This is a genomic window from Acidovorax sp. NN32 (assembly GCF_057597245.1).
Genome location: NZ_CP199679.1, coordinates 2,832,873 through 2,855,580, shown reverse-complemented (window position 1 = coordinate 2,855,580; position 22,708 = coordinate 2,832,873). Strand labels below are relative to the sequence as shown.

At 62.4% G+C, this 22,708-nt stretch carries 19 protein-coding genes; 11 read left to right on the top strand and 8 right to left on the bottom strand.

Going from position 1 to position 22,708, the window contains the following annotated elements:
* Positions 1–337: 337 nt before the first annotated feature.
* Entirely contained in the window at positions 338–1,438 is a 1,101-nt protein-coding gene (gene bioB, locus ACT89O_RS13355) for a biotin synthase BioB (protein WP_431149289.1), read from the top strand.
* Positions 1,439–1,449: 11 nt separating this feature from the next.
* Here the strand turns inward: bioB and ACT89O_RS13350 are convergent, their stop codons facing one another.
* The 3 genes from ACT89O_RS13350 to ACT89O_RS13340 are packed head-to-tail and all read right to left on the bottom strand — an operon-like array spanning position 1,450 to position 6,262.
* Positions 1,450–2,646 carry a response regulator gene (locus ACT89O_RS13350; protein WP_121506326.1) on the bottom strand — a complete coding sequence of 399 codons (1,197 nt, stop codon included), beginning with the start codon at positions 2,644–2,646 and terminating at the stop codon, positions 1,450–1,452.
* A complete protein-coding gene (locus tag ACT89O_RS13345; protein ID WP_487260277.1) occupies positions 2,639–5,698 on the bottom strand; it encodes a hybrid sensor histidine kinase/response regulator in 3,060 nt (1,019 codons plus the stop codon). The genes ACT89O_RS13350 and ACT89O_RS13345 overlap by 8 nt, the downstream gene beginning before the upstream one ends.
* A gap of 36 nt (positions 5,699–5,734) precedes the next feature.
* Positions 5,735–6,262 (bottom strand): putative pterin-binding protein, encoded by a 528-nt coding sequence (locus ACT89O_RS13340; RefSeq protein WP_487260276.1) that lies wholly within the window; start codon positions 6,260–6,262, stop codon positions 5,735–5,737.
* Between the two features lie 412 nt (positions 6,263–6,674).
* Between ACT89O_RS13340 and ACT89O_RS13335 the strand changes: the two genes are divergently transcribed.
* The 8 genes from ACT89O_RS13335 (at position 6,675) to ACT89O_RS13300 (ending at position 17,173) form a co-directional block, all read left to right on the top strand.
* A complete protein-coding gene (locus ACT89O_RS13335; protein WP_487260275.1) occupies positions 6,675–9,605 on the top strand; it encodes an EAL domain-containing protein in 2,931 nt (976 codons plus the stop codon).
* A gap of 15 nt (positions 9,606–9,620) precedes the next feature.
* A complete protein-coding gene (locus ACT89O_RS13330; RefSeq protein WP_487260274.1) occupies positions 9,621–9,950 on the top strand; it encodes a hypothetical protein in 330 nt (109 codons plus the stop codon).
* On the top strand, positions 9,947–10,789 hold the full coding sequence (locus ACT89O_RS13325) for an HDOD domain-containing protein (protein WP_055397893.1): 843 nt from the start codon (positions 9,947–9,949) through the stop codon (positions 10,787–10,789). Before ACT89O_RS13330 ends, ACT89O_RS13325 begins: the two co-directional genes overlap by 4 nt.
* Positions 10,790–10,801: 12 nt before the next feature.
* A complete protein-coding gene (locus ACT89O_RS13320) occupies positions 10,802–11,755 on the top strand; it encodes an ATP-binding protein (RefSeq protein ID WP_487260273.1) in 954 nt (317 codons plus the stop codon).
* A gap of 3 nt (positions 11,756–11,758) precedes the next feature.
* Entirely contained in the window at positions 11,759–13,102 is a 1,344-nt protein-coding gene (nosR, locus tag ACT89O_RS13315) for a response regulator c-di-GMP phosphodiesterase, NosR family (RefSeq protein ID WP_487260272.1), read from the top strand.
* Between the two features lie 17 nt (positions 13,103–13,119).
* Positions 13,120–13,653, top strand: coding sequence for a response regulator (locus ACT89O_RS13310; protein ID WP_487260271.1), 534 nt, complete (start codon positions 13,120–13,122; stop codon positions 13,651–13,653).
* A 192-nt stretch (positions 13,654–13,845) separates the two neighbouring features.
* Positions 13,846–16,230: an EAL domain-containing protein gene (locus tag ACT89O_RS13305; RefSeq protein WP_487260270.1), complete on the top strand. Its 2,385-nt coding sequence runs from the start codon at positions 13,846–13,848 to the stop codon at positions 16,228–16,230.
* 142 nt (positions 16,231–16,372) lie between these two features.
* Positions 16,373–17,173 carry an SDR family NAD(P)-dependent oxidoreductase gene (locus ACT89O_RS13300; RefSeq protein WP_487260269.1) on the top strand — a complete coding sequence of 267 codons (801 nt, stop codon included), beginning with the start codon at positions 16,373–16,375 and terminating at the stop codon, positions 17,171–17,173.
* 75 nt (positions 17,174–17,248) lie between these two features.
* Here the strand turns inward: ACT89O_RS13300 and ACT89O_RS13295 are convergent, their stop codons facing one another.
* Genes ACT89O_RS13295 through ACT89O_RS13280 form a run of 4 tightly spaced genes read right to left on the bottom strand, consistent with a single transcriptional unit; the run spans position 17,249 to position 20,932 of the window.
* Complete coding sequence (locus tag ACT89O_RS13295) at positions 17,249–18,673, bottom strand: MATE family efflux transporter (protein ID WP_487260268.1); 1,425 nt, start codon at positions 18,671–18,673, stop codon at positions 17,249–17,251.
* On the bottom strand, positions 18,657–19,160 hold the full coding sequence (locus ACT89O_RS13290) for a MaoC family dehydratase (protein ID WP_487262859.1): 504 nt from the start codon (positions 19,158–19,160) through the stop codon (positions 18,657–18,659). Before ACT89O_RS13290 ends, ACT89O_RS13295 begins: the two co-directional genes overlap by 17 nt.
* A 40-nt stretch (positions 19,161–19,200) precedes the next feature.
* Positions 19,201–20,463, bottom strand: coding sequence for an MFS transporter (locus ACT89O_RS13285; protein ID WP_487260267.1), 1,263 nt, complete (start codon positions 20,461–20,463; stop codon positions 19,201–19,203).
* Entirely contained in the window at positions 20,453–20,932 is a 480-nt protein-coding gene (locus tag ACT89O_RS13280) for a MarR family winged helix-turn-helix transcriptional regulator (protein WP_487260266.1), read from the bottom strand. The genes ACT89O_RS13285 and ACT89O_RS13280 overlap by 11 nt, the downstream gene beginning before the upstream one ends.
* Before the next feature lie 74 nt (positions 20,933–21,006).
* Here ACT89O_RS13280 and ACT89O_RS13275 point away from each other — a divergent pair, with 74 nt between their 5' ends.
* On the top strand, positions 21,007–21,558 hold the full coding sequence (locus ACT89O_RS13275; RefSeq protein WP_121422744.1) for a PaaI family thioesterase: 552 nt from the start codon (positions 21,007–21,009) through the stop codon (positions 21,556–21,558).
* Positions 21,555–21,968, top strand: coding sequence for a lactoylglutathione lyase (gloA, locus tag ACT89O_RS13270; protein WP_487260265.1), 414 nt, complete (start codon positions 21,555–21,557; stop codon positions 21,966–21,968). The genes ACT89O_RS13275 and gloA overlap by 4 nt, the downstream gene beginning before the upstream one ends.
* A gap of 129 nt (positions 21,969–22,097) precedes the next feature.
* On the opposite strand, the gene ACT89O_RS13265 is transcribed toward gloA, so the two are convergent.
* Positions 22,098–22,622, bottom strand: a complete 525-nt coding sequence (locus ACT89O_RS13265) for an OmpA family protein (protein ID WP_487260264.1) — start codon at positions 22,620–22,622, stop codon at positions 22,098–22,100.
* Positions 22,623–22,708 lie beyond the last annotated feature (86 nt).

Here is a 22,708-nt window from a genome sequence, read left to right as displayed (position 1 = left end):
GCTGCACAGAGTGCCAGATGGGAGCAGATAACCACCACAACGGGGCTGTTGAAGGCGCCAAGAAGTCGGCTGCCCCAAAGGCCCGGCAAGTTCGATCAACCTGCGGTCTTCTGCTCCTAAAAAGTTCACAATTTGACGGTTGTTGATGCCTCGTTTTTCTTGGCATCTTTTGTGACCCTGTGGCGTGCTTTTGTGCCGTTTTCTCGTCCAGAATCCGCCCACCTCGCAGCGCGCCATGCCAAATCATCCGTGGTGTGCCGTGCGCGCGGTGTCGCTAAACAACTTCTTAAGCCTCGGGTGGCTCCGTGCCACGGTGGGGCAAATGCCTTGAAGGGAATTGATCGCCATGTCCTCCACGACCCTTGCCATGCCCGCCGCCCAGCCTGTGCCGCCGGCACCCACCGTACAAAACGTCCAGGTGCACCGGCGCCCAGCCAATGCCAACCCACAAGGCCCGTGGAGCGTGGAAGCCATCCAGGCGTTGCTCGACAAGCCCTTGATGGACCTGCTGTTCGAGGCGCAGACCGTGCACCGCCAGCACTGGCCTGCGGGCGACATCGAGCTGGCCACCCTGCTGTCCGTCAAAACCGGCGGCTGCCCCGAAAACTGTGGCTACTGCCCGCAGGCGGCCGAGTTCGATACGGGCGTGAAAGCCGACAAGCTGATGGAAGTGGACGAAGTGGTGCGCGCTGCCCAGGCTGCCAAGGATGCGGGGGCCACGCGTTTTTGCATGGGCGCCGCCTGGCGCGCGCCCAAGGACCGCGACATCGAAAAAGTCAGCGCCCTGATCGGTGCCGTGAAGGGCCTGGGCCTGCAGACCTGCGCCACCCTGGGCATGCTCGAATCGCACCAGGCGCAGGCCCTCAAGGATGCGGGGCTGGACTACTACAACCACAACCTGGACACCGCCCCTGAGTACTACACCGATGTGGTGAGCACCCGCGCCTACCAGGACCGGCTGGACACACTGGCGCATGTGCGCAGCGCGGGAATCAGCGTGTGCTGCGGTGGGATTGTGGGCATGGGCGAGGCGCCCGTGCACCGCGCTGGCCTGATCGCCCAGCTGGCCAACCTGCAGCCGTACCCCGAGTCGGTGCCCATCAACAGCCTGGTGCGCGTGCCCGGCACGCCTCTGGCTGACAGCGAGCCCATCGACCCGTTCGATTTTGTGCGCATGATCGCCGTGGCCCGCATCACCATGCCCAGGGCCCGGGTGCGCCTGTCCGCAGGGCGCCAGCAGATGGGCGAAGCCGTGCAGGCGCTGTGTTTCATGGCGGGCGCCAACTCCATCTTTTATGGCGACAAGCTGCTGGTGACCGGCAACCCCGATGTCGAGGCCGACGTGCAACTGCTGGCCAAGCTGGGCCTCAACGGACACCGCACCACCACTTCCTCTGAAAGTGGGGCAGAGGAAAGCGCCGCAGGCGCCTGCTGCTGAGAGCGTGGCGGTTAGCCGCCGCTGCTGCTGACGCTGCCTTCGCCGATGACCACACCCTCGGTAGAGAGGTCCTGGGCAATGCGGTCGCGCTGCGCCTGCAGCGCATGTTCGCTGTCGGCAAACTGCTGAGCAATGCGCCGGAACTCTTCGGAGAGCGAGAGGAAGGCGTCCACCATGTCGGGGTCGAAGTGGCTACCTCGGCCGTCGCGGATGATTTCTACCGCCGTCTCGTGGGAGAAGGCGGCCTTGTACACGCGCTCGGAGATCAGCGCGTCATACACATCGGCCACCGCCATGAGCCGTGCCGACAGGGGGATGGTGTTGCCCACCAGCCCTTCGGGGTAGCCTGAGCCGTCCCACTTTTCCTGGTGGCTGTAGGCGATTTCCTTGGCGTAGCGAAAAAACGGGTTGTTTTGCGTGGTTTCGGTTTCTGCCGCCACGATGGCGTCCCGGCCCAGTGTGGTGTGGGTCTTCATGATCTCGAACTCTTCAGGCGTCAGCTTGCCCGGCTTGAGCAGGATGCGGTCGGGGATGCCCACCTTGCCAATGTCGTGCAGCGGGGCGGACTTGAAGATCACCTGGATGGCGTCTTCCGTGAGTTCGTCGCGAAAGCGCGGGTGGTCCTGCAGCTTGCGGGCCAGCGCTTCCACATAGTGCTGCGTGCGGCGGATATGGTTGCCGGTCTCGTTGTCCCGCGTTTCGGCCAGCGATGCCATGGCGCGGATGGTGGCGTCCTGTAGCTCCGCCAGGGCGCGCGTGCGGTTGGCCACCTCCTGCTCCAGAAAGTGGTTGTGGTGGGCGAGCAAATCCCGCGCTCGCTTGAGCTGCAGGTGGTTGCGCACGCGCGCCATGGTGATGGCGGGGTTGACGGGCTTGGTGATGTAGTCCACTGCGCCCAGCTCCAGCCCCACCGTTTCGTCGTCGGTGGCGCTCATGGCGGTGAGGAAAATCACCGGAATGTCTTCGGTCTCGGGGTTGAATTGCAGGCGCCGCAGCACCTCGTAGCCATCCATGTCCGGCATCATGATGTCGAGCAGGATCAGGTCGGGCTTTTCGGCCGCCACGATCTGCAGCGCGCGTTCGCCGGTGGGTGCCAGCTTGACCTTGTAGTCGGGGCGCAGGAGGTCGCTCATCAGCGACAGATTGCCCGGGGTGTCATCCACCACCAGCACCGTGCATTTGCCGCTCAATTCCAATGGGCTATTCATGAACTGGGTCCTCCTTGTGTTGCATATCGTTCCCCGCCTTGCGCAGCACGTCGAGCGCATCGGCAAAGAGGTAGTTGTCGAGCAGCCGCTTCATGTCGGCGTAGGCGGGGCCCAGCAGGGCCTGAAGACTGGTGCCGGAGTCCTTGAACAATTCGATGGCGTCGGAATCACTGTCTTCCAGCAGGGCGCCAAGGCGTTCCACCAATGCGCGGGCCTGCGCGCCATCCAACGGGGTTCTGGCAGCGCTCGCCGTGCCGGGCGTGTCTGCCTCAGGGGGCAGGGCGCTCTGCAGCGCAGCCACCAGGGTCTGGCAGGCGGTGTCTACGGGCGGGAGCAGGGCTTCGAGGACGTCGGCGGTCGCGTTGTGTGCAATGGCTTGCTCCGCCGCGCCTGCCAGTTCGGCTAGGCCCACCGCGCCTATGGTGGCAGCGGTACCTTTGAGCGTGTGCATGGCGCGCTGCGCCGCCTCTGGCTGGACGGCCGCGAGGTGCGCGCGCGCTTCTTTCACTGCGCTGCCTTGTCCGGCCACGAATTTGCGCAGCAGGCTCTCATAGGCCGTACGTTTGCCGAGTACACGCCGCAGCCCGGCGGCGGTGTCCAGGCCTTCGACGTGTGTCAGCGGGTCGGGGGTGTCCGCCGGCGCCAAGGAAGGAGCGCCAGGCACCGCAGGTTGCAGGGCAACAGTCTTACCGCTGGCGCCCCCAGTGTGCGGCAGTGCAATCCATTGCAGCAGGGCGGCGAACAGCGCGTCGGGGTCAATGGGCTTGGCTATGTGGCCGTTCATGCCCGCTTCCAGGCATTGCTCGCGGTCGCCGCTCATCGCGTTGGCGGTCATCGCCAGCACCGGCAGGCGCGCCCAGGCGGGGTTCTGGCGCAATTGGCGCGTGGCGGTGAGGCCGTCCATCACCGGCATCTGCATGTCCATGAGCACGATGTCATAGGTGCCTCGGGCCAACATGTCGAGTGCGGCCTGGCCGTTGTCGGCCACATCCACCACCAGCCCGGCGCTGGCCAGCAGTTCGCTGCCCACCTGCTGGTTCAGGTCGTTGTCGTCCACCAGCAGCACGCGCGCCCCCTGGATCGATGCCAGGTTGGCGCCCCGTGCCGCTGAGGCTGGCAGGCGCCGCCCGTCGTCCACCCGCTGCGCGCCCCCCAGTGCCCGCATGGCGGCATCAAAAAGCTGAGATGGGTTGACGGGCTTGGTCAGCATCAGCCCGATGCCGGTGCGTGTGAGTTCGGCCAGAACGTCGTCACGCCCATGCGCGGTGACGATGACCGGGCGCGGAGGGTGGGGCAGTTGGGCCAGCTGGCGGGCGGTTTCAAAACCGTCTATACCAGGCATCTTCCAGTCCAGAAAGGCGATTTCGCAGGGCCTGCCTGCCAGGTCCGCGGCGCGTGCCAGGTCCACGGCCTGCGCCCCCGAACTGGCCAGCGTGACCGAAAAACTCATGCTGGACAGCAGCTCGGCCAGGATCTGCCGGGCCTGTTCGCTGTCGTCCACCACCAGCACGCGGCGGCCACGCAGGTCGGGTTCCGGCAGCAGTGGCCGCTGCACGGCCGCGCCCAAACCCAGTCGCGCCGTGAACCAGAAGGTGCTGCCCTTGCCCGGCGCGCTGTGCACGCCCACCTCGCCGCCCATCAGGCTGGCCAGTTTCTTGGAAATCGCCAGGCCCAGGCCGGTGCCGCCGTACTTGCGCGTGGTCGAGGTGTCGGCCTGCTCAAATGAGCGAAACAGGCGCGCCTGCTGTTCTTCGGTCAGGCCGATGCCCGTGTCCTGCACTTCAAAGCGCAGCAGCACGCCCTGGGCATCCCGCGCTGCTTCGCGTACCCGCACGATGATCTCGCCATCGTCCGTGAACTTGACGGCATTGTTGGCGTAGTTCACAAGGATCTGCCCCAGCCGCAGGGGGTCTCCACGCAAGTCGGCGGGCAGGTGGGAGTCCACGTCGAACATCAGCTCCAGGCCTTTGCTGGCGCATTTCTCGCCCAGCAGGTTGGCCACGTTGTCGAGCACGGCATGCAGGTCGAAATCCACCACCTCGACTTCGAGCTTGCCCGCCTCGATCTTGCTGAAATCCAGGATGTCATTGATCAGGCCCAGCAGGTGCTGTCCCGACCGCTGGATCTTTTCGACGTAGTCGCGCTGGCGCGCGGTCAGCTCGGTGGCCAGCGCCAGGTGGCTCATGCCAATCACGGCGTTCATGGGCGTGCGGATCTCGTGGCTCATGTTGGCCAGGAAGTCTGATTTCATGCGCGATGCGTCCTCTGCCTTGGCGCGGGCCACCTCCAGTTCATCTTCATGTTCCTGCAGCGCGGCGTTGGCTCGCTGCAGCTCCGTGGTGCGCAGGGCTACCCGGGCCTCCAGGGCTTCCTCGTTGCGCTTGAGGGCTTCCACCAGCTCGGCCTGGGCCTCCAGGGCCTGGGAGGTGGCCTTTTCACGCTGGAGGAACTGGCGCGCCATGGCAATGGCCAGCAAAAAGGTCAGGATGGCCTGGAACGCGGTCAGCCCGGTGGTCAGCAGGGTCTGGTGCTTGACCTCTTCGTTGCGCCGGTCGCCCAGCAAGGCGGAGATGCGCGATGCCTGCAGCGACAGCTCTTGAACGATGTCGCGCAGCTTGTTCAGCTCGGCCCGCAACAGACGCATGTTTGTCTGGCTCGATGCCGCGTCCACACTCTGCCCGAAATGGTTGTCCCCTGCGGCGACAAACTTCTGCAGTGCTTCCAGGGCTGTGGCGTAGATCGGTTCCTCCTGCATCAGCGTGCGGGCGGTGCCGCTCTCCAGCGCGCTGAAGCGGCTCAGGAACAGGTCATAACGCAGCTCCAGCCGGTCCATGGGCAGGCTGGGCGGGTCCAGCTCGAACTGGTGCAGGGCGTGGTCGAGTTTTTCGTACTCCACATTGAGCTGCAGGAATGACCACAGGGCATTGACGTCGCCCCGGCGCATGACCGCCTCGACGCTGCGGTACTGGTGGTACTGCACCCCGGCAATGGCCACATACGCCACCACCAGGCCCGCGATGATCAGCCGCAGAAAGTGCTTGCCCCGGATCATGGTGTGGTTCCTGGGAAGTTGGGAGGAGGGGGTGGACTAGCGAATTCGCAGGATATGGAGCTGCCAGGCGGCGCGGTTGTAGTACAGCTCGCTGCGCAGCTCTGCCTTGGTGTCAAACGGATAGACAATGAAAAGCGGCCCCTTTTCGCGCACACGCATGGGGCGGTTGTTCATGAGCCGGGCAACGACCACGTCGTGGCGCGTGGCATCGTCGATGGGGATTTCCGTCTTGTAGTCGTTGAGCGCCACCGCTGTGATGTTCTTGCCCTTTGCGCCCACGGCCGCCAGCACATCGCGCAGCAGGGGGCCAGTGAAAGTGACGGCGCTGGGGTACCAGGGGGTCTGGGTGGAGAAGCTGTGCTGGGGCAGCTTCTCTAGCATGGCCATGTCGAACTGGGCTTGCGAGCCGTTGTTGGTCTGGCTGATCGCGCCGTCGATGGTCAGAACGACCGTGCCGGTGGGTTTGTCCAAAGCGCGGGCCTGGGGCAGCGTCGCCGCAGCGACTACAAACACTGCGATGCCCAGCCACAAGGCAACGCGTGCCCCTGAAAGACTCGTATGCATAACGCTCCCCCTTTTGCAACAGTCTTGCAGACAGTTGCCCAAAATGTAAATCGTTTTCTAGCAGCATGGGTCTTGTGATGCACCAGCGACGCAGATGAGTACCCATACCAGGGCTGCGCTCACACGGCATAGCAGGACATACCCTGCCTGTGCACTCGCTGCAAGGCCGTGACAAGCTCAAAGGGGATAAGTACAGTGGGTAGCAGGTCCGATATTCCAAAGCAGGTTTGTAGCCTGCGCCAATTATTCGGGAGGGAGGTGCATGGGCTCACGAAAGCTCTGCAAGCGTTGGCCTCCTATCTGCGCTATGCAGCGCCGTCGGTAGTGAGGCCACAGAGGTCCTCAATGCGCCGCACAGCCCTGCATCGCATAACGTGGTCGCATCATTTCCGTGTTGGCAAGGCATCTCACCATGGGTAGTTTCGATACTGAAGACCGGCCGTTTGAACAGGAAATGGCACTTTCTGAACCCGACTACCGGCTGTTGGTAGATCAGGTGCAGGCGGCCGTCTTTGTGATTCAGAAGGGGCGGTTCCTTTTTGTGAATCCCAAGCTCCTGGAGCTTTTCGGATACTCCAAGGAAGAGATGCTCAGAGGCATGGATCCCATGCTGCTGTGCGTGCCCGAGCACCGGGACATGGTGCGGGAGCAGACGAACGCCCGGGTAGCGGGGGTCCCAGGCAAAGCCTATGAGGTCGAATGCCTGCGCAAGAACGGCGAGCGGTTCAGCGCCCAGGTCTGGGGCGTGCGCATTTTTCTGTCGGCGCAAGCAGCGGACCTGGTCACCTTGCATGACGTCAGTGCAATCCAGGCGGCCACGCGGTACGCGCAGCAGCGTGTTCAGCTGTTTCGCAATGCTGAAGAGCTTGCACGCATTGGCTCTGCGGAGGTGGACCTGGTGTCTGGCACGGTCACCCTGTCGTCGGGCATGCATGCCATCTTGGGAATCCCGCTCACCGAGACGCCCCCCGGCACAGACTGGCTGCTGGCGCGCGTACCTCCGGTAGAGCGCCCCTATGTTCAGGCCATCAGCGAGGGCGTTTCCCCCGACGACGTCTGTGAGTTTCAGCACCGTATTGTTCACACCGACGGCAGCTTGCGCACGGTGCTGCACCGGGTCCTTGCCGAGGCCGATGAAGGCGGAAAGGTGATCAGGACGGTCACACTCCTGCAGGACATCACGCTACAGCGGGCGGCTGAACAGAAACTGGACAAGCTCGCGAATACCGACGAAATCACCGGGCTGCCGAACCGCAACGCGCTGACGGAATACCTTGATACCAAAATGCGCGAGGCCGCGCGGGGAGGGCGGCACATTGCGGTCCTGAGCGTTGAGATTGACAGACTCAAGCTTGTCAGTGAATCACTGGGCCACGCAGCTGGGGATCAGTTGCTCATGGAGGTCGGCAGACGGCTCCAGCCCCAGGTTTCCCAGGACGATCTGCTGGCGCACTTTGGAAGCGGCGAGTTTTCCTTGGTGCTGGCTCGGGAAGAGTCTGTGGATGAAGCCATGGCGCGGGGCACCGCCGCCTCATTGGTAGATGCGCTGTCCCTTCCAGTTGCCATTGGCGACAACGAGATCAAGGTGACCTGCGATATCGGAATATCCCTTTACCCCGTGCACGGGGATGATCCTGAAAAATTGCTCCAGCAAGCGCAAGCGGCGATGTATCGCGCCCATGAGCTGGGCAAGAACCACATCTGCGTTTTCAGTTCGGGCATGCATTCCAAGGCGATCTCCAGGCTTGTCATGGAGTCGGGACTGCGTCGAGCTTTGGAGCGCAACGAGTTTGAACTGCATTTTCAGCCCAAACTCGAATTGGTCAGCGGGGCCATCATTGGTGCCGAGGCATTCCTTGAATGGAAATCCCCCGATGGCGCATTAATTTCCCGGTCCAGCTATATCCGGGCCGCTGAAGAAACCGGCCTGATCGTGCCGATCGGTGAATGGGTTCTGCGCACTGCCTGCCTCCAGGCGCTGGAATGGCAGCGCGCTGGTCATCCCATGTGCCGGGTTGCCGTCAACCTGTCGGCTCGCCAGCTTCAACAACCCGATCTGGCTCAGAAGATAGAAAAGATCCTCATCGAAACCGGCCTTGATCCAAGGCTGCTGGGGCTGGAGATCACCGAGGGTGCGCTCATGGGGGAAAGCACTCGCATCGCGCGGATTCTGGGCGACCTCAAGACCCTGGGCATCGAGATTTCGCTGGATGATTTTGGCACCGGCTATTCCAGCCTGAGCTACCTGCGCACACTGCCCATTGACGTGGTGAAGGTAGACCGCTCGTTTGTCCACGACGTCACGGCAGCTTCTCAAGACGTGTCCATCACGCGCGCGATCATCAACATGGCGCACAGCCTGCAGATGAGAGTGTTGGCAGAAGGTGTTGAGACCGAGGGGCAACTGGCGTTGCTCATCGCCAACGGCTGTGACCAGATGCAAGGGCACTATTTCAGCGGGCTGCTAACGGCCGACGCCATGGGTTCCCTGTTGCGTGAAAGCAAGGCCTTGCCTGAGCACTTGTTATTGCGCCGCGCCCAACAACGTACCTTGTTGCTCGTTGATGACGAGGACAGCATTGTTTCTGCGTTGCGCAGATTGCTGCGTCGGGATGGCTATCACATCGTGACGGCCAACAGCGGGGCGCAAGGTTTGCAAAGGCTGGCCGAAAACTCGGTGGATGTGATTGTCTCGGACCAGCGGATGCCCGGTATGACGGGGGTGGAGTTCCTGCGCCGGGCCAAGGAGCTGTATCCAGACACCGTACGAATGGTGCTGTCTGGCTACACGGAGCTTCAGTCCATCACCGATGCGATCAATGAAGGGGCCATCTACAAGTTCCTCACGAAACCATGGGATGACGAGCGGCTTCGCGGGCATGTGGCGGAAGCGTTCTCTCAAAAGGGAATGGCCGATGAGAATCGGCGGCTGGCGAGCGCAGTTCTGCGAGCCAACGATGAACTCACTGCAGTGAATGACCGTTTGCAACAGTTGCTAACGAATCAACGTGAGCAGATTCACCGCGAAGAGAGTAGCCTGAGCGTCGCACGGGAGGTCTTGGATCATATTCCTGCGGCGGTCATTGGGGTGGACCTGGAGGGCATGGTGGCATTTGTGAATGCAGATGCCGAAGCACTGTTTGGAAGGACCACCGCGTTGTTGGGACAGGATGCGGACGACGTGCTACCGGCAGATCTGCGCCATGTATGGCGAGCCGCCGATCAGAGCTACCACGATGTGCAACTCGCGGGAGAGACGTTTCGCGTTGTATGCCGCTCCATCGGAGGAGAAAATCATTCACGAGGTCGATTGCTGGTCTTGGTGCCAGGCAGTGCGGCTTGAACTCTATGCGCGCCCATGCAAGCTCTTGCTACCACCACTGAACGGGTTCCGGAGGGACTACTTTTAGCGCAGCCCGTACTGGATGCCCATGCGCAACTTCTGTTGCCAGAGGGGACGCCTGTCACGCGCGAAATTCTCAACAACTTGCAGCATCGAGGTATCGACACGATTTTTGTGAATGCCCCCGAGGAGCTAGCACAGCGCAATGGAAAAATGGATCCGGTTGAGCAACGGGTACTGACGGAACAGCGTTTGCTGCATTTGTTCAGGCCTGCCCTGCGGGCAGGGCAGCTCAACCCTTTGCTGCACATGATTTTGAGGCACCGGCTTGAGGAGAGGCCATGAAGCAACTCACTGCGGATGCAATCTTGCACAGCGTGCACGGATTGCCTGCCTTGCCAGCAGTCGTGCTGGAGTTGATCCAGTCCTTTGGCGACAGCGATGTTTCGGCGGAGCAACTGGCCATAAAGATATCGCACGACCAGGCCATTGCCGCGAAAACCCTTCGACTTGCGAATTCTTCCTTCTACGGGTTGCCGCGTCAGGTCACTTCTATCACTGAGGCTACGGCAATCCTGGGGCTGCGCACATTGCGCGGCGTGGCAACGGCCGCAGGCCTTGTCAGCGGGTTTGCCAAGTCGCGCTGCCAAGGCTTCGACTTCGATGCGTTCTGGTGCCATTCCATCGGTACGGCGCTTACCTGCCGGGCCCTGGCGCAGCGCACCCGATTGGACGAAGACGCCGCGTTTACGTTGGGGCTGTTGCATGACATTGGGCGCTTGGTTCTGGTCAGCTCCTATGAGGAGGAATATGCCCAGGCCATTGCATATCGGACAGAACATGACTGTTTCATGCACGTTGCAGAACAGCATCAATTTGGTGTTGACCACGCAGAGGTCGGCGGCCTCATCGCTGAGCATTGGCACTTTGCCCCAGAAATCGTCGCAGCCATCGCATGCCATCACCGGCCTCGGTCCCATGCTGGCAAAGGGCTCATGGATCTCGTCCATGTTGCTGACAACATTGCCCATGGCCTCGATCTTTCGCACCAGGAAGATGACATGGTGCCGTTGCTGTCACTGGATGCCTGGGGCAGGCTCGCACTGGGTGAGAAGGACTACAGGGAAGTTTTTGACACCGTTGCTGAACAACATGACGTCGTCTGTCACGCGTTGCTGGCCTGAAGGAGGGTTGACATGAGTTCTCACGATCCGCAGTTGGCTGAGTCCGCAAACACGACATCTTCGCCGCTCTCTATCGCCGATGTCACGGCAGACCGGGTTAAGGAACTGCTGCGCTCCAATGAGGAGCTGATGCAACTGAATGCCAAACTTTCGGATGCACAGGACAAGCTCATGCAGTCGGAAAAAATGGCCTCCATCGGGCAACTGGCTGCCGGGGTGGCCCACGAAATCAACAATCCGATTGGCTTCATATTCTCTAATTTCGGGACTCTTGAACGCTATCTGGGTGATCTTTTTCAGATGCTCGCTGCCTATGAAGAGGCCGAGTCCGCATTGGCAGGCACTCCGGCAGCAGCCCGTCTGAGGGCTCTGCGCGAAAAGATAGAACTGGACTTTCTGAAGGAGGACATCCCCTCGTTGATGGCAGAGTCGAAAGACGGCATCACGCGGGTGCGCAATATTGTCCAGAACCTGAAGGACTTCTCCCGGGTGGACACCTCGCAAAAGTGGGTCCTGGCCGATTTGCACCATGGCATTGATTCCACACTGAACATTGTCAACAACGAAATCAAATACAAGGCGGAGGTCGTCAAGGTGTATGGGGAACTCCCGGATATCGAGTGCCTTCCCTCTGAACTCAATCAAGTTTTCATGAACCTCCTGGTCAACGCTGCGCACGCCATCCAGGCAGACAGGGGCGTCATCACCATCAGCACCGGCGCTGACGACAGCCGGGTGTGGGTGGAAATACAGGATACCGGCGAAGGCATTGCCAAAGAGAATCTGGGAAGAATTTTCGACCCGTTCTTTACCACCAAAGCGGTGGGCAAAGGGACCGGGCTTGGACTGTCTCTTTCCTATGGCATCGTCAAGAAGCACTTTGGCAGCATTGACGTGTTCAGCGAGCAGGGGGTTGGGACTCGTTTTCGTGTCACGCTGCCGATTCAGCACCCGCAGGAGGCTTGAGGTGTGAATTCCCCTATCGACGTCACCGCCTTGTCAGGGGCGGCTTTGCAAGAGGAGGGCGCCAGCCTGCAGGGCGGTGGTCAGCGCGTCTGGCGCATTCTGTGCGTGGACGACGAGCCTAACATTGTGGCCTCGCTCAGGCGGCTGTTTCGTGGCAGCGGATACCAGGTGACAACGGCCACGAGTGGTGCCCAAGCCATTGCGCACCTGGAGCAAGAGCCTGTGGATCTGGTCTTCTCCGATATGAGAATGCCCGGCATGAGCGGGGCCCAGTTGCTGGAGCAGATACGGGTGCGGTGGCCCAAAACGACACGCGTACTGCTCACAGGCTACGCTGACATTGGGTCAACCATCGCGGCCATCAACAGCGGGGAAGTCTATCGGTACATCACCAAGCCGTGGGATGACGGTGAGGTGCTTGCCACGGCTCACCAGATTTTTGAGCGGCATGCCCTGGAAGACGAAAAAACCCGGTTGGAAGAACTGCTCAGGGCCAAAAACCAGGCCTTGATGGAATTGAATGAAACCCTGGAGGAAAAGGTTGCGGCGCGCACCAGCGAGTTGCTCCAGCTCAGTCAAAAAATCAAGAAAAACTACCTTACCTCCATCAAGGTGTTTTCCAACCTCATGGAGTGGCGAGGTGGGCAACTCTCCGGCCACTCGCGCCGTGTGGCGGATCTGGCCCGTCGCACCGCACGGGCCATGAACATGGCGGAAGCGGATCAACAGGACGCGTTCATCGCAGGGCTCATGCATGACATTGGGCAGATTGCCTTGCCTGACACCTTGTTGGCCAAACCGGTCCCCAAGCTTTCCGATGAAGAAACTGCGCAATACCGACGGCATGCCGTTCTGGGAGAGCAGGCATTGATGGCGCTGGATGACATGCAGACGGTGTCCAACATCATCCGCAGCCACCACGAGCGGCACGATGGGCTCGGATATCCTGATGGCCTGGTCGGGGAGATGATTCCAATGGGGGCCTGCATCCTCGCTGTGGCAGATACCTACGATGATCTGCAGATCGGACATCTCAGCTCCACTCCCCTGAGTGCTGCAGACGCACGATCAATGATTGCCAGGGGCAGGGGAACCCAGTTTCATCCCGAAGTGGTGGATGTGTTCCTGCAGATGCTCCTGAAGGCTGCGCCCGTTGCAGACGCTCCGCCGCGCATGCTGCGAACGGCACAACTTCGACCCGGCATGATTCTGGCGCGCGATCTTTTGTCCAGCGAAGGCGCCGTGTTGCTTGCCTCCGATCACGTGCTCACCGCCGAATTGATCAAGCGGTTGCGATTGCGCGAAGGGCGGGACGATGTGGAAATGATCTTGCCCATAAAACCGTAACGGAGAGGGAGCCAGCCATGCAGAGAATTCTCTTGCTCGATGATGAACACCACGTCTTGGCTGCAATCAAGCGCAGTCTGCGGGCGGGACTCGGTTCTGAGCTCCGCATTGAAGAGACCGTGGATCCGGAAGTTGCCTTGGCCAGACTGAGAGAGACCGTCTTCGACGTGGTGATCTCGGACTTTAGGATGCCGCTCATGACTGGCGTGGAGTTTCTGGGTCTGGTGCGAACCATTCAGCCCAAGGCAGTCCGGATGGTTTTAAGCGCGTCGTCCGATTCGGAGAACCTGATGCGAGCCGTCAATGACGCAGAAGTCTTTCGTTATCTGTTGAAACCCTGGGATGAAAAAGACCTGCTTGGTCACGTCCGCTCAGCCCTGGAGAGAGCGGATCAACTGCGCCATGAAAGTGAACTTGCCGACGTGGGGCGGCATGAATTGGGGCAACTCAGTGCGACGGAGTTGGAGCGCCGTCGATTGGAAGCCATGGAACCCGGATTGACGCAGGTAACGTGGGGCCCCAATGGAGAGGTTTTGGGCCCCGAGAACTAGCGTTACGCCTTTTGTGCTGGGCAGCGTCGTGGTGCCAGGACGCTGGATTGCATAACCGGGAAGTCTGCCAAAAGACCGTGGATAGAATGTTTGTTATTTAACATAATATACATCGTATCTACTGAAGAAGATAGCGTCACATCGGACCGTGCCATTCCTTATGATGGCCCACCAATCGCACGAGAAGGCGCCATGAACATCGACACCACGTCTTTGATTCGGGACATGGGAATGAACGCGGGCCTGCTGTGTTTTCTGGCCGCGTTGTACAGCATTGTCCTGAGTGGCCTGCGCCATCCCGACCTGGGCATCAGGAAGGCGCGGCAACGATGGTTGCCCTGGATCACAGGGCTCATGTTTGGAGTCATCGGTATCCTGACCATGCTCGTGCCTTTGCGGCTGGCCGAAGGCGTGATCGTTGACGCCAGGTTGGTGATGGCGGGCCTGGCCGGCGCCTATCTGTCGCCGCTGGGTGCTGTGCTGTGCGCTGTGGTGCTCGGCGCCTACCGGCTCAGCCTGGGCGGCATCGGCAGCGGCCCGGCCATGGTCGGTATTGTTTTGACCACGGGCATCGGGTGGCTTTGGCAGCGCCACAGGCCTTACTTTTCTCCGCAGCGTTTTGGAGCCTTTTCCGATGGGGTCTGGCTAATCGGACTCGGCTTGAGCCTGGCGGCCGGCGGCATGCTGGCGATACAGACCTTGCCGCCAGAGATTGCGCGAGCAGTCACGACGCGCTCCTGGATGGCTGTGGTGGTGATCTACCCCATCGGCACGGTGCTGCTGGGGTTCCTACTGGACAACACGCAAAAACTCAACCAGCGCGAAGAGACCCTGGAGCAGACAGCCGAGACCTTGAAGACCATGCTGGCCGAAGCGCGGCAGGCCGCCAGCGTTTTCGTCAACAGCAAGGACACGATTGCCATCGTGCAACCAGACGGCACCGTGCTGGATGTCAACCCGACCTACAGCAACGTGCTGGGCTACTCGCGCGAGGAGCTGATTGGCAAGTCATCTGCCGTCCTGCGCCTCGACGAAGGGGGCGAATCCACATTCCTGCGCCGCGTCGCACAGGCCATCGAGCGAGACGGCCGATGGCATGGCGAACTGGTCAGGCGCCGCAAAAATGGCGAAGCCTTTGTCTCGGAGGTCACCATCGAAGGCATCAAGGACCCGGACGGCGTCGTGCGCAAATGGGTCTCTGTGGGTAAGGATGTGACCGAGCAGCGCCGCCTGGAGCAGGCCCTGCAGCAGTTTGGCAACTACGACGCCCTCACCGGCCTGTCCAGCCGCCGTCTTTTTGCCAAGGAGCTGAATGCGACCCTCCAGAAACGCATCGAAACCAATGGCATCCTGGCCCTGTGTTTGCTGGACATCGACCAGTTCAAGGACCTCAACGAGCAATGGGGGCAGCCCCTGGCGGACCAGTTCCTTCGGGTATTTGCGCAGCGCCTGCGGGCCGAGGCGGGACCAGACAACCTCATTGGCCGCATTGGCGGCGATGAATTCGCCGTGGCACTGAAAGACTGCGCGCACACCGAAGCCGCCCTGCAGCGGCTCGAGGGCCTGCGCCAGTCGCTCGCGCGGACGGCCGTTCTGGACAATGTGCAACTGCGCCTGACCTGCAGCGCCGGGGTCACGTTCTATCCCGATGATCTGGGGGACGCTGACGGTCTGCTACGCCATGCAGACCTGGCGCTGTATGCGGCCAAGGAACAAGGCAAGGACCGGATCGCGGTGTTCGACATCCAGCAGGGCCAGCGGCTGCAAGCGCGCAGGCACACGGCGAAGCTGGTCGAGGACGCCCTGCTGCAAGGCGAGATGGAGCTGTTTTTTCAGCCCAAGGTCAGAATCTCGGATGGGCAGGTGATTGGTGCCGAATCCTTGATCCGGTGGCACCATCCCGAGAGGGGGCTGCTGGCGCCGGGTGCGTTTATGGATGACATTGTGGGCACCCCTGCTTCCGGCAAACTGGACTATTGGGTGCTGGACGCTGCATTCAAAGCCGGGCACACGCTCGTCACCCAGGGATGCCCCCTGCCCTTGAGCATCAACATCGCAGTGCCCACGCTGATCGACAGCCGGTTTCAGCAAGAAGTCGCGCGACTGCTCAAGCGGCACCCATCCTTGCCCCAGCCCTTTCTGGAGGTCGAGTTGCTGGAAACCGAAACTTTCAACGACCTCTCGGCCGTGGCCTATGTCATCCAGGGGCTGGACGAGCTGGGTGTGCAATGCTCCATCGACGACTTCGGCACGGGCTACTCATCGCTCACCTATCTGCAACGCCTGCCCGCACAGATCGTGAAGATCGACCAGTCCTTCGTGCGCGAGATGCTCGACAACGAGCGCGATCGTGCCCTGGTGCGCGGCATCGTGAGCCTGGCCCATGCGTTCAACCGCACCGTGGTGGCGGAAGGTGTGGAGACCACGGCCCATGCCGGGGCACTGCGCGATCTGGGGTGCGATGGCCTGCAGGGCTATGGCATTGCCAGGCCGATGCCGCTGCCGGATCTGATCCGCTGGATCCGGGCGTGGCAGCCGCCGCCGGAGTGGGTCGGTGCCCCGCAGCCGGTGCGCTGACGGTATGCGGGGCTTCCTTGCAAACCCCGCAGAAAGCGAGAACAGGCATTGATCGCCCTTGGGCCCGCGCACTGGCGGTAACTCGAAGCTAATGCAGGTTTCCGGCTCCACCCTCCTCCCCCACCCGCTACCATCCACGCCCATGAATCCTACAAGCCCTGCCCCATCCCTCCGGTCTTCCATCCACTTTGGCCACACAGGCCGCGTCTGCATCGTTACCGGTGGCGCGCAAGGCATTGGTGAAGCCTGCGTCCGCCGGTTTGCAGTTGAAGGTGCCAAACCGGTGATCGTGGATGTGGACGATGCACGCGGCCAGGCCCTGGCTGCGGAACTGGGCGCGCTGTATGTGCGCTGCGACGTAGGCGACAAGGCGCAGGTGGATGCGCTGGTCGCCCAGGTGCTGGCCACCCACGGGCGCATCAACGTGCTGGTGAACAACGCTGGCATCTTCCGTGCTGCGGATTTTCTGGAGGTGACCGAAGCCGACTTTGATGCCGTGCTGCGGGTCAACCTCAAGGGCTCGTTCCTCGTCGGCCAGGCCGTGGCCCGGGCCATGGTGGCATCGGGTGGCGGCTCCATTGTCAACATGAGCTCGGTCAACGGTGTGCTGACCATCCCCAATATCGCGAGCTACAACGTGAGCAAAGGCGGCGTGAACCAGCTAACACGCGTGATGGCGCTGGCGCTGGCCGACAGGAACATCCGCGTGAACGCCGTGGCGCCCGGCACCATCGCCACCGAGCTGGCCGCCAAGGCCGTGCTGACCAGCGATGAGGCCAAGAACAAAATCATGAGCCGCACGCCCATGAAGCGGCTGGGCGAGCCGTCCGAGATTGCCGACGTGGTGGCCTGGCTGGCCAGCGACGCCGCCAGCTATGTGACCGGCGAGATCGTGACCGTGGATGGTGGCCGCATGACTCTGAACTACACCGTTCCGGTCTGATTCAACGAAATACTACTAAATTGATAGCTGCTAGCGCTTGATGGGTAAGCGCTAGCAGCAATTCTGGCTATATTTCTACGCCTGTGGCATGCGCCGCAGCAGGCCCGCCATGCTGCGTGGCCAACCGACCGGACCGAACCAGGCGCCACCTGCAATCGCCCAGGCGTTGACCACGCCGTACAGCACCAGCGCCACGGCTTGTGCGGCAAACACCGCCGCCAAACCACCACCCCAGCGCAGCGCCAGCCAGCCGCCAGTCACGGCCACCGCCAGGCGCGTGATGTTGCCGATGACGGGCCAGAGCAGGCGCCCTGCCCCTTGCGAGGCAAAGTACAGCACCAGGCCCAGGCCGAAAAAGCCATACACAGGCCCGACGGTACGCAGATACAGCGCGCCCGCCTCCAGCATGGCGGGGTCGCTGTTGAAAAGCGACAGCCACGTATGGGGAAAGGCCGCCGCCCACAGACCAATCGCCTCGGCCATTACAAACGCCATGGCCGCGCCGATCCAGGTGGCGCGCAGGGCGCGCTCACGCTGGCCCGCGCCGATGCAGGTGCCGACCATGGCCACCAGCGGCGCGCCCAGGCCAAATACCAGGGGCACCAGCAGGTACTCAAGCCGCGATGCGGTTCCATACCCGGCAATGGCCGCCGTGCCAAAACCGCCGACCAGCGCGGTGGTCGCCCCAATCGCTACATTGGTGGCCACGGTCGACACGGTGCCCACCAACCCGACCCGCAGGATGTCCTTGAACAGCACCCAGCGAAACCGGATGTGCGCCAACGACGGCCGCAGCAGGCTGCGCGGCGACCACAGATAGGCGGCCAGCACCACGCTGCCGATCAGGTAGTACGCCATCAGCGCAATGGCCCCGCCGGCAATGCCCAGGCCGGGCACGGGGCCCCAGCCAAAGATCAACAACGGTGACAGCGGCACCAGCACGAAGGCGCCCAGCACCGTGACATAGGCAGGCACGGCCATGTTGCCCGTGCCCCGAATGACCGCCGAAAGGGTGTTGAACAGCCACACCAGAAACGCGCCCGCGAACACCCAGTTGGAATAGACCAGCGCCGCATCGAGCGCGCCACCCGTGCCGCCCATCCGGGTGTAAAGCCAGCGCCCTCCTCCCATCACGCCGACCGTAAAGATCAGCGAGAACACCGCCGCGATGACCAAGGAGTGCAGCACCAGGGCGTCGGCATCGTCCCGTCGCCGAGCGCCCAAGGCACGCGCGATGGCCGACGCAATGCCGCCGCCCATGGCACCGGCGGAAGTCATCTGCATCAGCATGACGACCGGGAATACCAGCGCCATGCCCGCCAGCGCATCGGTGCCCAGCTTGCCGACAAAGTAGGTCTCGATGAGCCCGACGCCCGCTTGCGCCAGCATCACCAGCACGTTGGGTGCGGCCAGCCGCAACAAGGTGGGCGCTATGGGCGCCTCCAGCAGCATGCGGGTGCGGGGGTTCAGGGCATCGGTCACATCAAGCCCCTGCCCCATCGGCCGCAGGCCTGCGCGGCACCACGATGCGCACGGTAGACAGCTGCAGCACATCGCCGTGCTGGTTGCGGGTTTCGCTGCGCACGGTGACCATGCCGCGATCGGGCTTGGACTTGGAGGGCTGTATCTGCACCACTTCGCTCACCACATGCAGCACATCGTGGGCGCGCGTGGGCCGGGGCCAGCTCAGCTCGCCCCCTGCCCCGATGATGCCGCCCGCAATGGGCAGTCCGCTGGTCACCTGCAGGCGCATGGTCACGGCCGCCGTGTGCCAGCCGCTGGCGGCCAAGCCGCCAAACAGCGTGTCACGCGCGGCGGCGTCATCCAGATGAAACGGCTGCGGGTCGAACTGGGCGGCAAAGCTGGTGATCTGCGCTTCATCCATGGCGTGTTCGCCACTTTTGAACAGGTCGCCCACGGCCAGGTCGTCCAGATAGATCGGAGATTTTCCTGCCATGGAGGCGCTGCGGGCGTGGATGTCCGTCATGTCATTGGCTTTCATTCAAGGGGATGGATGCCTTGTGGGCTCAGGCGGCGGAGGCGGCCCGGCGCGCCAATCGCGCCTCGCGGATGGGCAGATTGATCAGTGCCGCGCCCACGGCCAGCACGATGTCGATGTACCAGACCCAGTCATAGCTGCCCGTGGCCTGGAACACGCTGCCGCCCAGGTAGGCGCCAAAAAAGCCGCCAACCTGGTGCGACAGCATCACGATGCCGAACAGCATGGCCATGTTGGCCGTGCCGAACATCTTGGCCACCAGCCCGGCGGTGGGCGGCACGGTGGAGAGGAACGTCACGCCCATCACGGCGGCGAAGATCAGCACCACCATGGGTGTCTTGGGCGCGAACAAGAAGACCAGCACCGCCAGGCCCCGCGTGGCATACAGCAGTGCCAACAGCGACTTCATGCGCCAGCGCCCCACGGCCCAGCCCATGGCCAGGCTGCCGACAATGTTGAACAGCCCGATGACCGCCAGTGCCCAGCCGCCCACCTCGGGCGCCAATCCACAGGCAGCAATCACCCCTGGCAGGTGCGTGGCCAGGAAGGCAACGTGAAACCCGCACACCAAGAAGCCCACCGCAAGGTACCGGTAGCTGGGCGTTGCCAGCGCCTGGGCAATGGCCTCGCGCGCGGTCAGTGCCTTCTGGCCCGATGCAGCGGCAGCCTGTGCCGCCAGCGCATTGGAATTGCCCTTGAGCACCCACACCGCAGGCAGCGCCAGCAGCACCAGCACGCCCAGCCACTGCATGGCACTGGCCCAGCCCACGGCAGCGGTCAGGCTGATGGCAATGGGCGCCATCACAAACTGCCCGAACGATCCCCCCGCGTTCACGATGCCACTGGCCAGCCCGCGCTTGCTGGCGGGCACCAGCCGCGCCGTGGCCGCCATCAGCACCGACGGCCCGGCCATGCCCGCGCCGCCTGCGGCCAGCACGCCAATCGCAAAAATCAGCCCGGCCGTGGTCGTCATGTACGGCGTGATGAAAGTGCCCAGCGCCACCAGCGCCACGCCCAGCAGGATCACACGGCCCGTGCCAATGCGGTCGGCCACAGCCCCTGCAAACGGCTGCGTCAGCCCCCACCACAGCTGGCCAAACGCAAAGGCCAGACTGATGCTGCCAATGCCCAATGCCGTGGAGGTGTTGAGCGCCGACAGGAACAGGCCCATGGTCTGGCGCGTGCCCATGGTGAGCGCAAAGGCGCCAGCGGCGGCCAGCAGCACGAGCCACAGTGCCAGTGGCGCGGTGGACTTGGCTGCGACGACCGGAGGGGTGTCGTTATTCGTCATGCCCAGCCTCCTGCACTGGCAGTGCTGCCAGCAAATCGAGAGAGTCGTCCACCAGCGCATGCAGGGCCATCACGCGCTCCACGCCCAGCGTTTCATTCAGCGCGAGTTGCGCAGCCTTCCAGTGGCGCTGCGCCTCGGCACGTTTTTCGCGACCTGCGTCGGTGATGTGGGCCAGGCGGCTGCGAGCATCGGCGCCCGCCTCCAACGTGACCCATCCTGCATCCACCAGAGGGCGCAGGTTACGCGTCAGCGTGGACGCATCCATCTTCATGGCCACCGCCAGGTCGCCCGGGCGGATAGGCCCCAGCGTGAGCACATGCGACAGCAGCGAATACTGCGTGGTCTTGAGCCCGCACTTCGCCATTTCGGCGTCGTAGTGCGTGGCTATGCGGCGCATCAGCTGGCGCAGCTTGAAGTTGGTGCATCCCCGTGGCAGCACGGGGGCCAGGGTGGTTGGTTCGGCTTGCATGGATTTAATTGTATCTGCAATAATTGCATATGCAACTCATGCAATTCAACCCCGCTAACAACCCGGACACCCCCATGACACAGCACAACCAACTGGAACACTGGCTTGCACAAGAGCGCGACATCCTCGCCACCTTGGATGCAGGACCCGGCCCTGGCGTGGCCCGGCGCGAGCAGATCGCCCATCTGAACGGCCTGCAGCAGATGCAGGCCATGCTGCGCGGCGAACTGCCCTACGCCGCCATCGCCAAGACGCTGGACTTCTTGATCGTGGAAGTGGGCGAAGGCACGGCCATCTTCCAGGGAACGCCCCGCGCTGAGCACCTCAACCCCATGGGCACCGTGCACGGCGGCTGGTTTGCCACCCTGCTCGACTCGGCCCTGGGCTGCTCCATCCATACGCGCATGGAACCCGGGCGCGGCTACACCACGGCCGAGCTGGGCATCAACCTGGTCAAGGCCATCACGCCCAAGGTGCAGCGTGTGCGCGCCGAAGGCCGGGTGATCCACAGCGGGCGCCAGTTGGCCACGGCCGAAGCGCGCTTGGTGGGGCCGGACGGTACGCTGTACGCCCACGCCACCACCACCTGCCTGGTTTTCGACTTGCCTGCACAATCGAAGGGATGAGATTCCTCCACACGATGCTGCGCGTTGGCAACCTTCAACGCTCGATTGATTTCTACACCAACGTCCTGGGCATGCAACTGCTGCGCCAGTCCGAGAACCCCGAGTACAAATACTCGCTAGCCTTCCTCGGTTTCGAAGGTGGCAACCCCGGCCAGGCCGAGATCGAGCTGACCTACAACTGGGGCGTGGAAAGCTACGAGATGGGCACTGCCTATGGCCACATCGCCCTCGGTGTTCCGGATGCTTACGCGGCGTGCGAGAAGATCAAGGCCTCGGGCGGCAACGTGACGCGCGAAGCGGGCCCGGTCAAAGGCGGCGCGACGGTGATCGCGTTTGTGACCGACCCGGATGGCTACAAGATTGAATTGATCCAGCGCACCGAGGGGGCTGGTGGCGCAGGCTTGCGTTAACCATCACTATCAAATGTATAGCTGCTAGCGCATGATGGATAAGCGCTAGATGCAAATTTGACTCAATAAAAAACCCGGCACTGCCGGGTTTTTTTATGGAGCGACCTGCTGCAGGTCATTACGCAGGCATCAAGCGCCCAGTGCCACTTCCACGCGGCGCGCTTCGGCGTTGCTGCCGGTGGCGGTGGTTTCTTCAGGCTTCTTCAGCTCGATCTTGTCTTCCGCCACGCCCAGGGCCTTGAGCGCATCGCGCACTGCAAAGGCGCGTTGCTTGGCCAGCTCCGCGTTCAGGGCTGCGTCACCCGTGGCGTCGTGAAAGCCCGAGATCACAGCCTTCTTGCCCTCGGTCACACCCTTGACCACGTCGGCCAGGGCTTCGTTGGCGCCAGCCGCCAGCTCGGCCTTGGCAGTGGCAAAGTAGAACTTCACCACGCCGTTTTCAACCCGCACGCTGGCAGCGTCGTCAGCAACTGCGGCCGCTGTTGCAGCTGGCGTGCTGCTTGCAACGGCCGTTGCAGCAGGCTTGGCGGCACCCGAAGCGCCCACGCGCTTGACCACCACGGTGCCGACCACCACCGAGATTACCAGCGCAATGAGTGCGAACAGGAAACCCAGGGCAAAACGTTGTTGGCTATCGTCGTCAGAACTAGACATTGGAGATTCCTGCAGTGATTAAGAAAAAGAATGGATGCTGGGGCCGTAGCGAAACCCGTAAACACAAGTCCCCAGAGCGTTAAAGC

Bases quoted from the DNA above. Each gene is read 5' to 3' on its own strand.
- ACT89O_RS13285 (WP_487260267.1), bottom strand. From the start codon at position 20,463: ATGACGAATAACGACACCCCTCCGGTCGTCGCAGCCAAGTCCACCGCG.
- ACT89O_RS13305 (WP_487260270.1), top strand. From the start codon at position 13,846: ATGAACATCGACACCACGTCTTTGATTCGGGACATGGGAATGAACGCG.
- ACT89O_RS13265 (WP_487260264.1), bottom strand. From the start codon at position 22,622: ATGTCTAGTTCTGACGACGATAGCCAACAACGTTTTGCCCTGGGTTTC.
- ACT89O_RS13345 (WP_487260277.1), bottom strand. From the start codon at position 5,698: ATGATCCGGGGCAAGCACTTTCTGCGGCTGATCATCGCGGGCCTGGTG.
- gloA (WP_487260265.1), top strand. From the start codon at position 21,555: ATGAGATTCCTCCACACGATGCTGCGCGTTGGCAACCTTCAACGCTCG.
- ACT89O_RS13340 (WP_487260276.1), bottom strand. From the start codon at position 6,262: ATGCATACGAGTCTTTCAGGGGCACGCGTTGCCTTGTGGCTGGGCATC.
- ACT89O_RS13320 (WP_487260273.1), top strand. From the start codon at position 10,802: ATGAGTTCTCACGATCCGCAGTTGGCTGAGTCCGCAAACACGACATCT.
- ACT89O_RS13330 (WP_487260274.1), top strand. From the start codon at position 9,621: ATGCAAGCTCTTGCTACCACCACTGAACGGGTTCCGGAGGGACTACTT.
- ACT89O_RS13335 (WP_487260275.1), top strand. From the start codon at position 6,675: ATGGGTAGTTTCGATACTGAAGACCGGCCGTTTGAACAGGAAATGGCA.
- ACT89O_RS13325 (WP_055397893.1), top strand. From the start codon at position 9,947: ATGAAGCAACTCACTGCGGATGCAATCTTGCACAGCGTGCACGGATTG.
- ACT89O_RS13310 (WP_487260271.1), top strand. From the start codon at position 13,120: ATGCAGAGAATTCTCTTGCTCGATGATGAACACCACGTCTTGGCTGCA.
- ACT89O_RS13350 (WP_121506326.1), bottom strand. From the start codon at position 2,646: ATGAATAGCCCATTGGAATTGAGCGGCAAATGCACGGTGCTGGTGGTG.
- ACT89O_RS13280 (WP_487260266.1), bottom strand. From the start codon at position 20,932: ATGCAAGCCGAACCAACCACCCTGGCCCCCGTGCTGCCACGGGGATGC.
- ACT89O_RS13300 (WP_487260269.1), top strand. From the start codon at position 16,373: ATGAATCCTACAAGCCCTGCCCCATCCCTCCGGTCTTCCATCCACTTT.
- ACT89O_RS13290 (WP_487262859.1), bottom strand. From the start codon at position 19,160: ATGACGGACATCCACGCCCGCAGCGCCTCCATGGCAGGAAAATCTCCG.
- ACT89O_RS13295 (WP_487260268.1), bottom strand. From the start codon at position 18,673: ATGGGGCAGGGGCTTGATGTGACCGATGCCCTGAACCCCCGCACCCGC.
- ACT89O_RS13275 (WP_121422744.1), top strand. From the start codon at position 21,007: ATGACACAGCACAACCAACTGGAACACTGGCTTGCACAAGAGCGCGAC.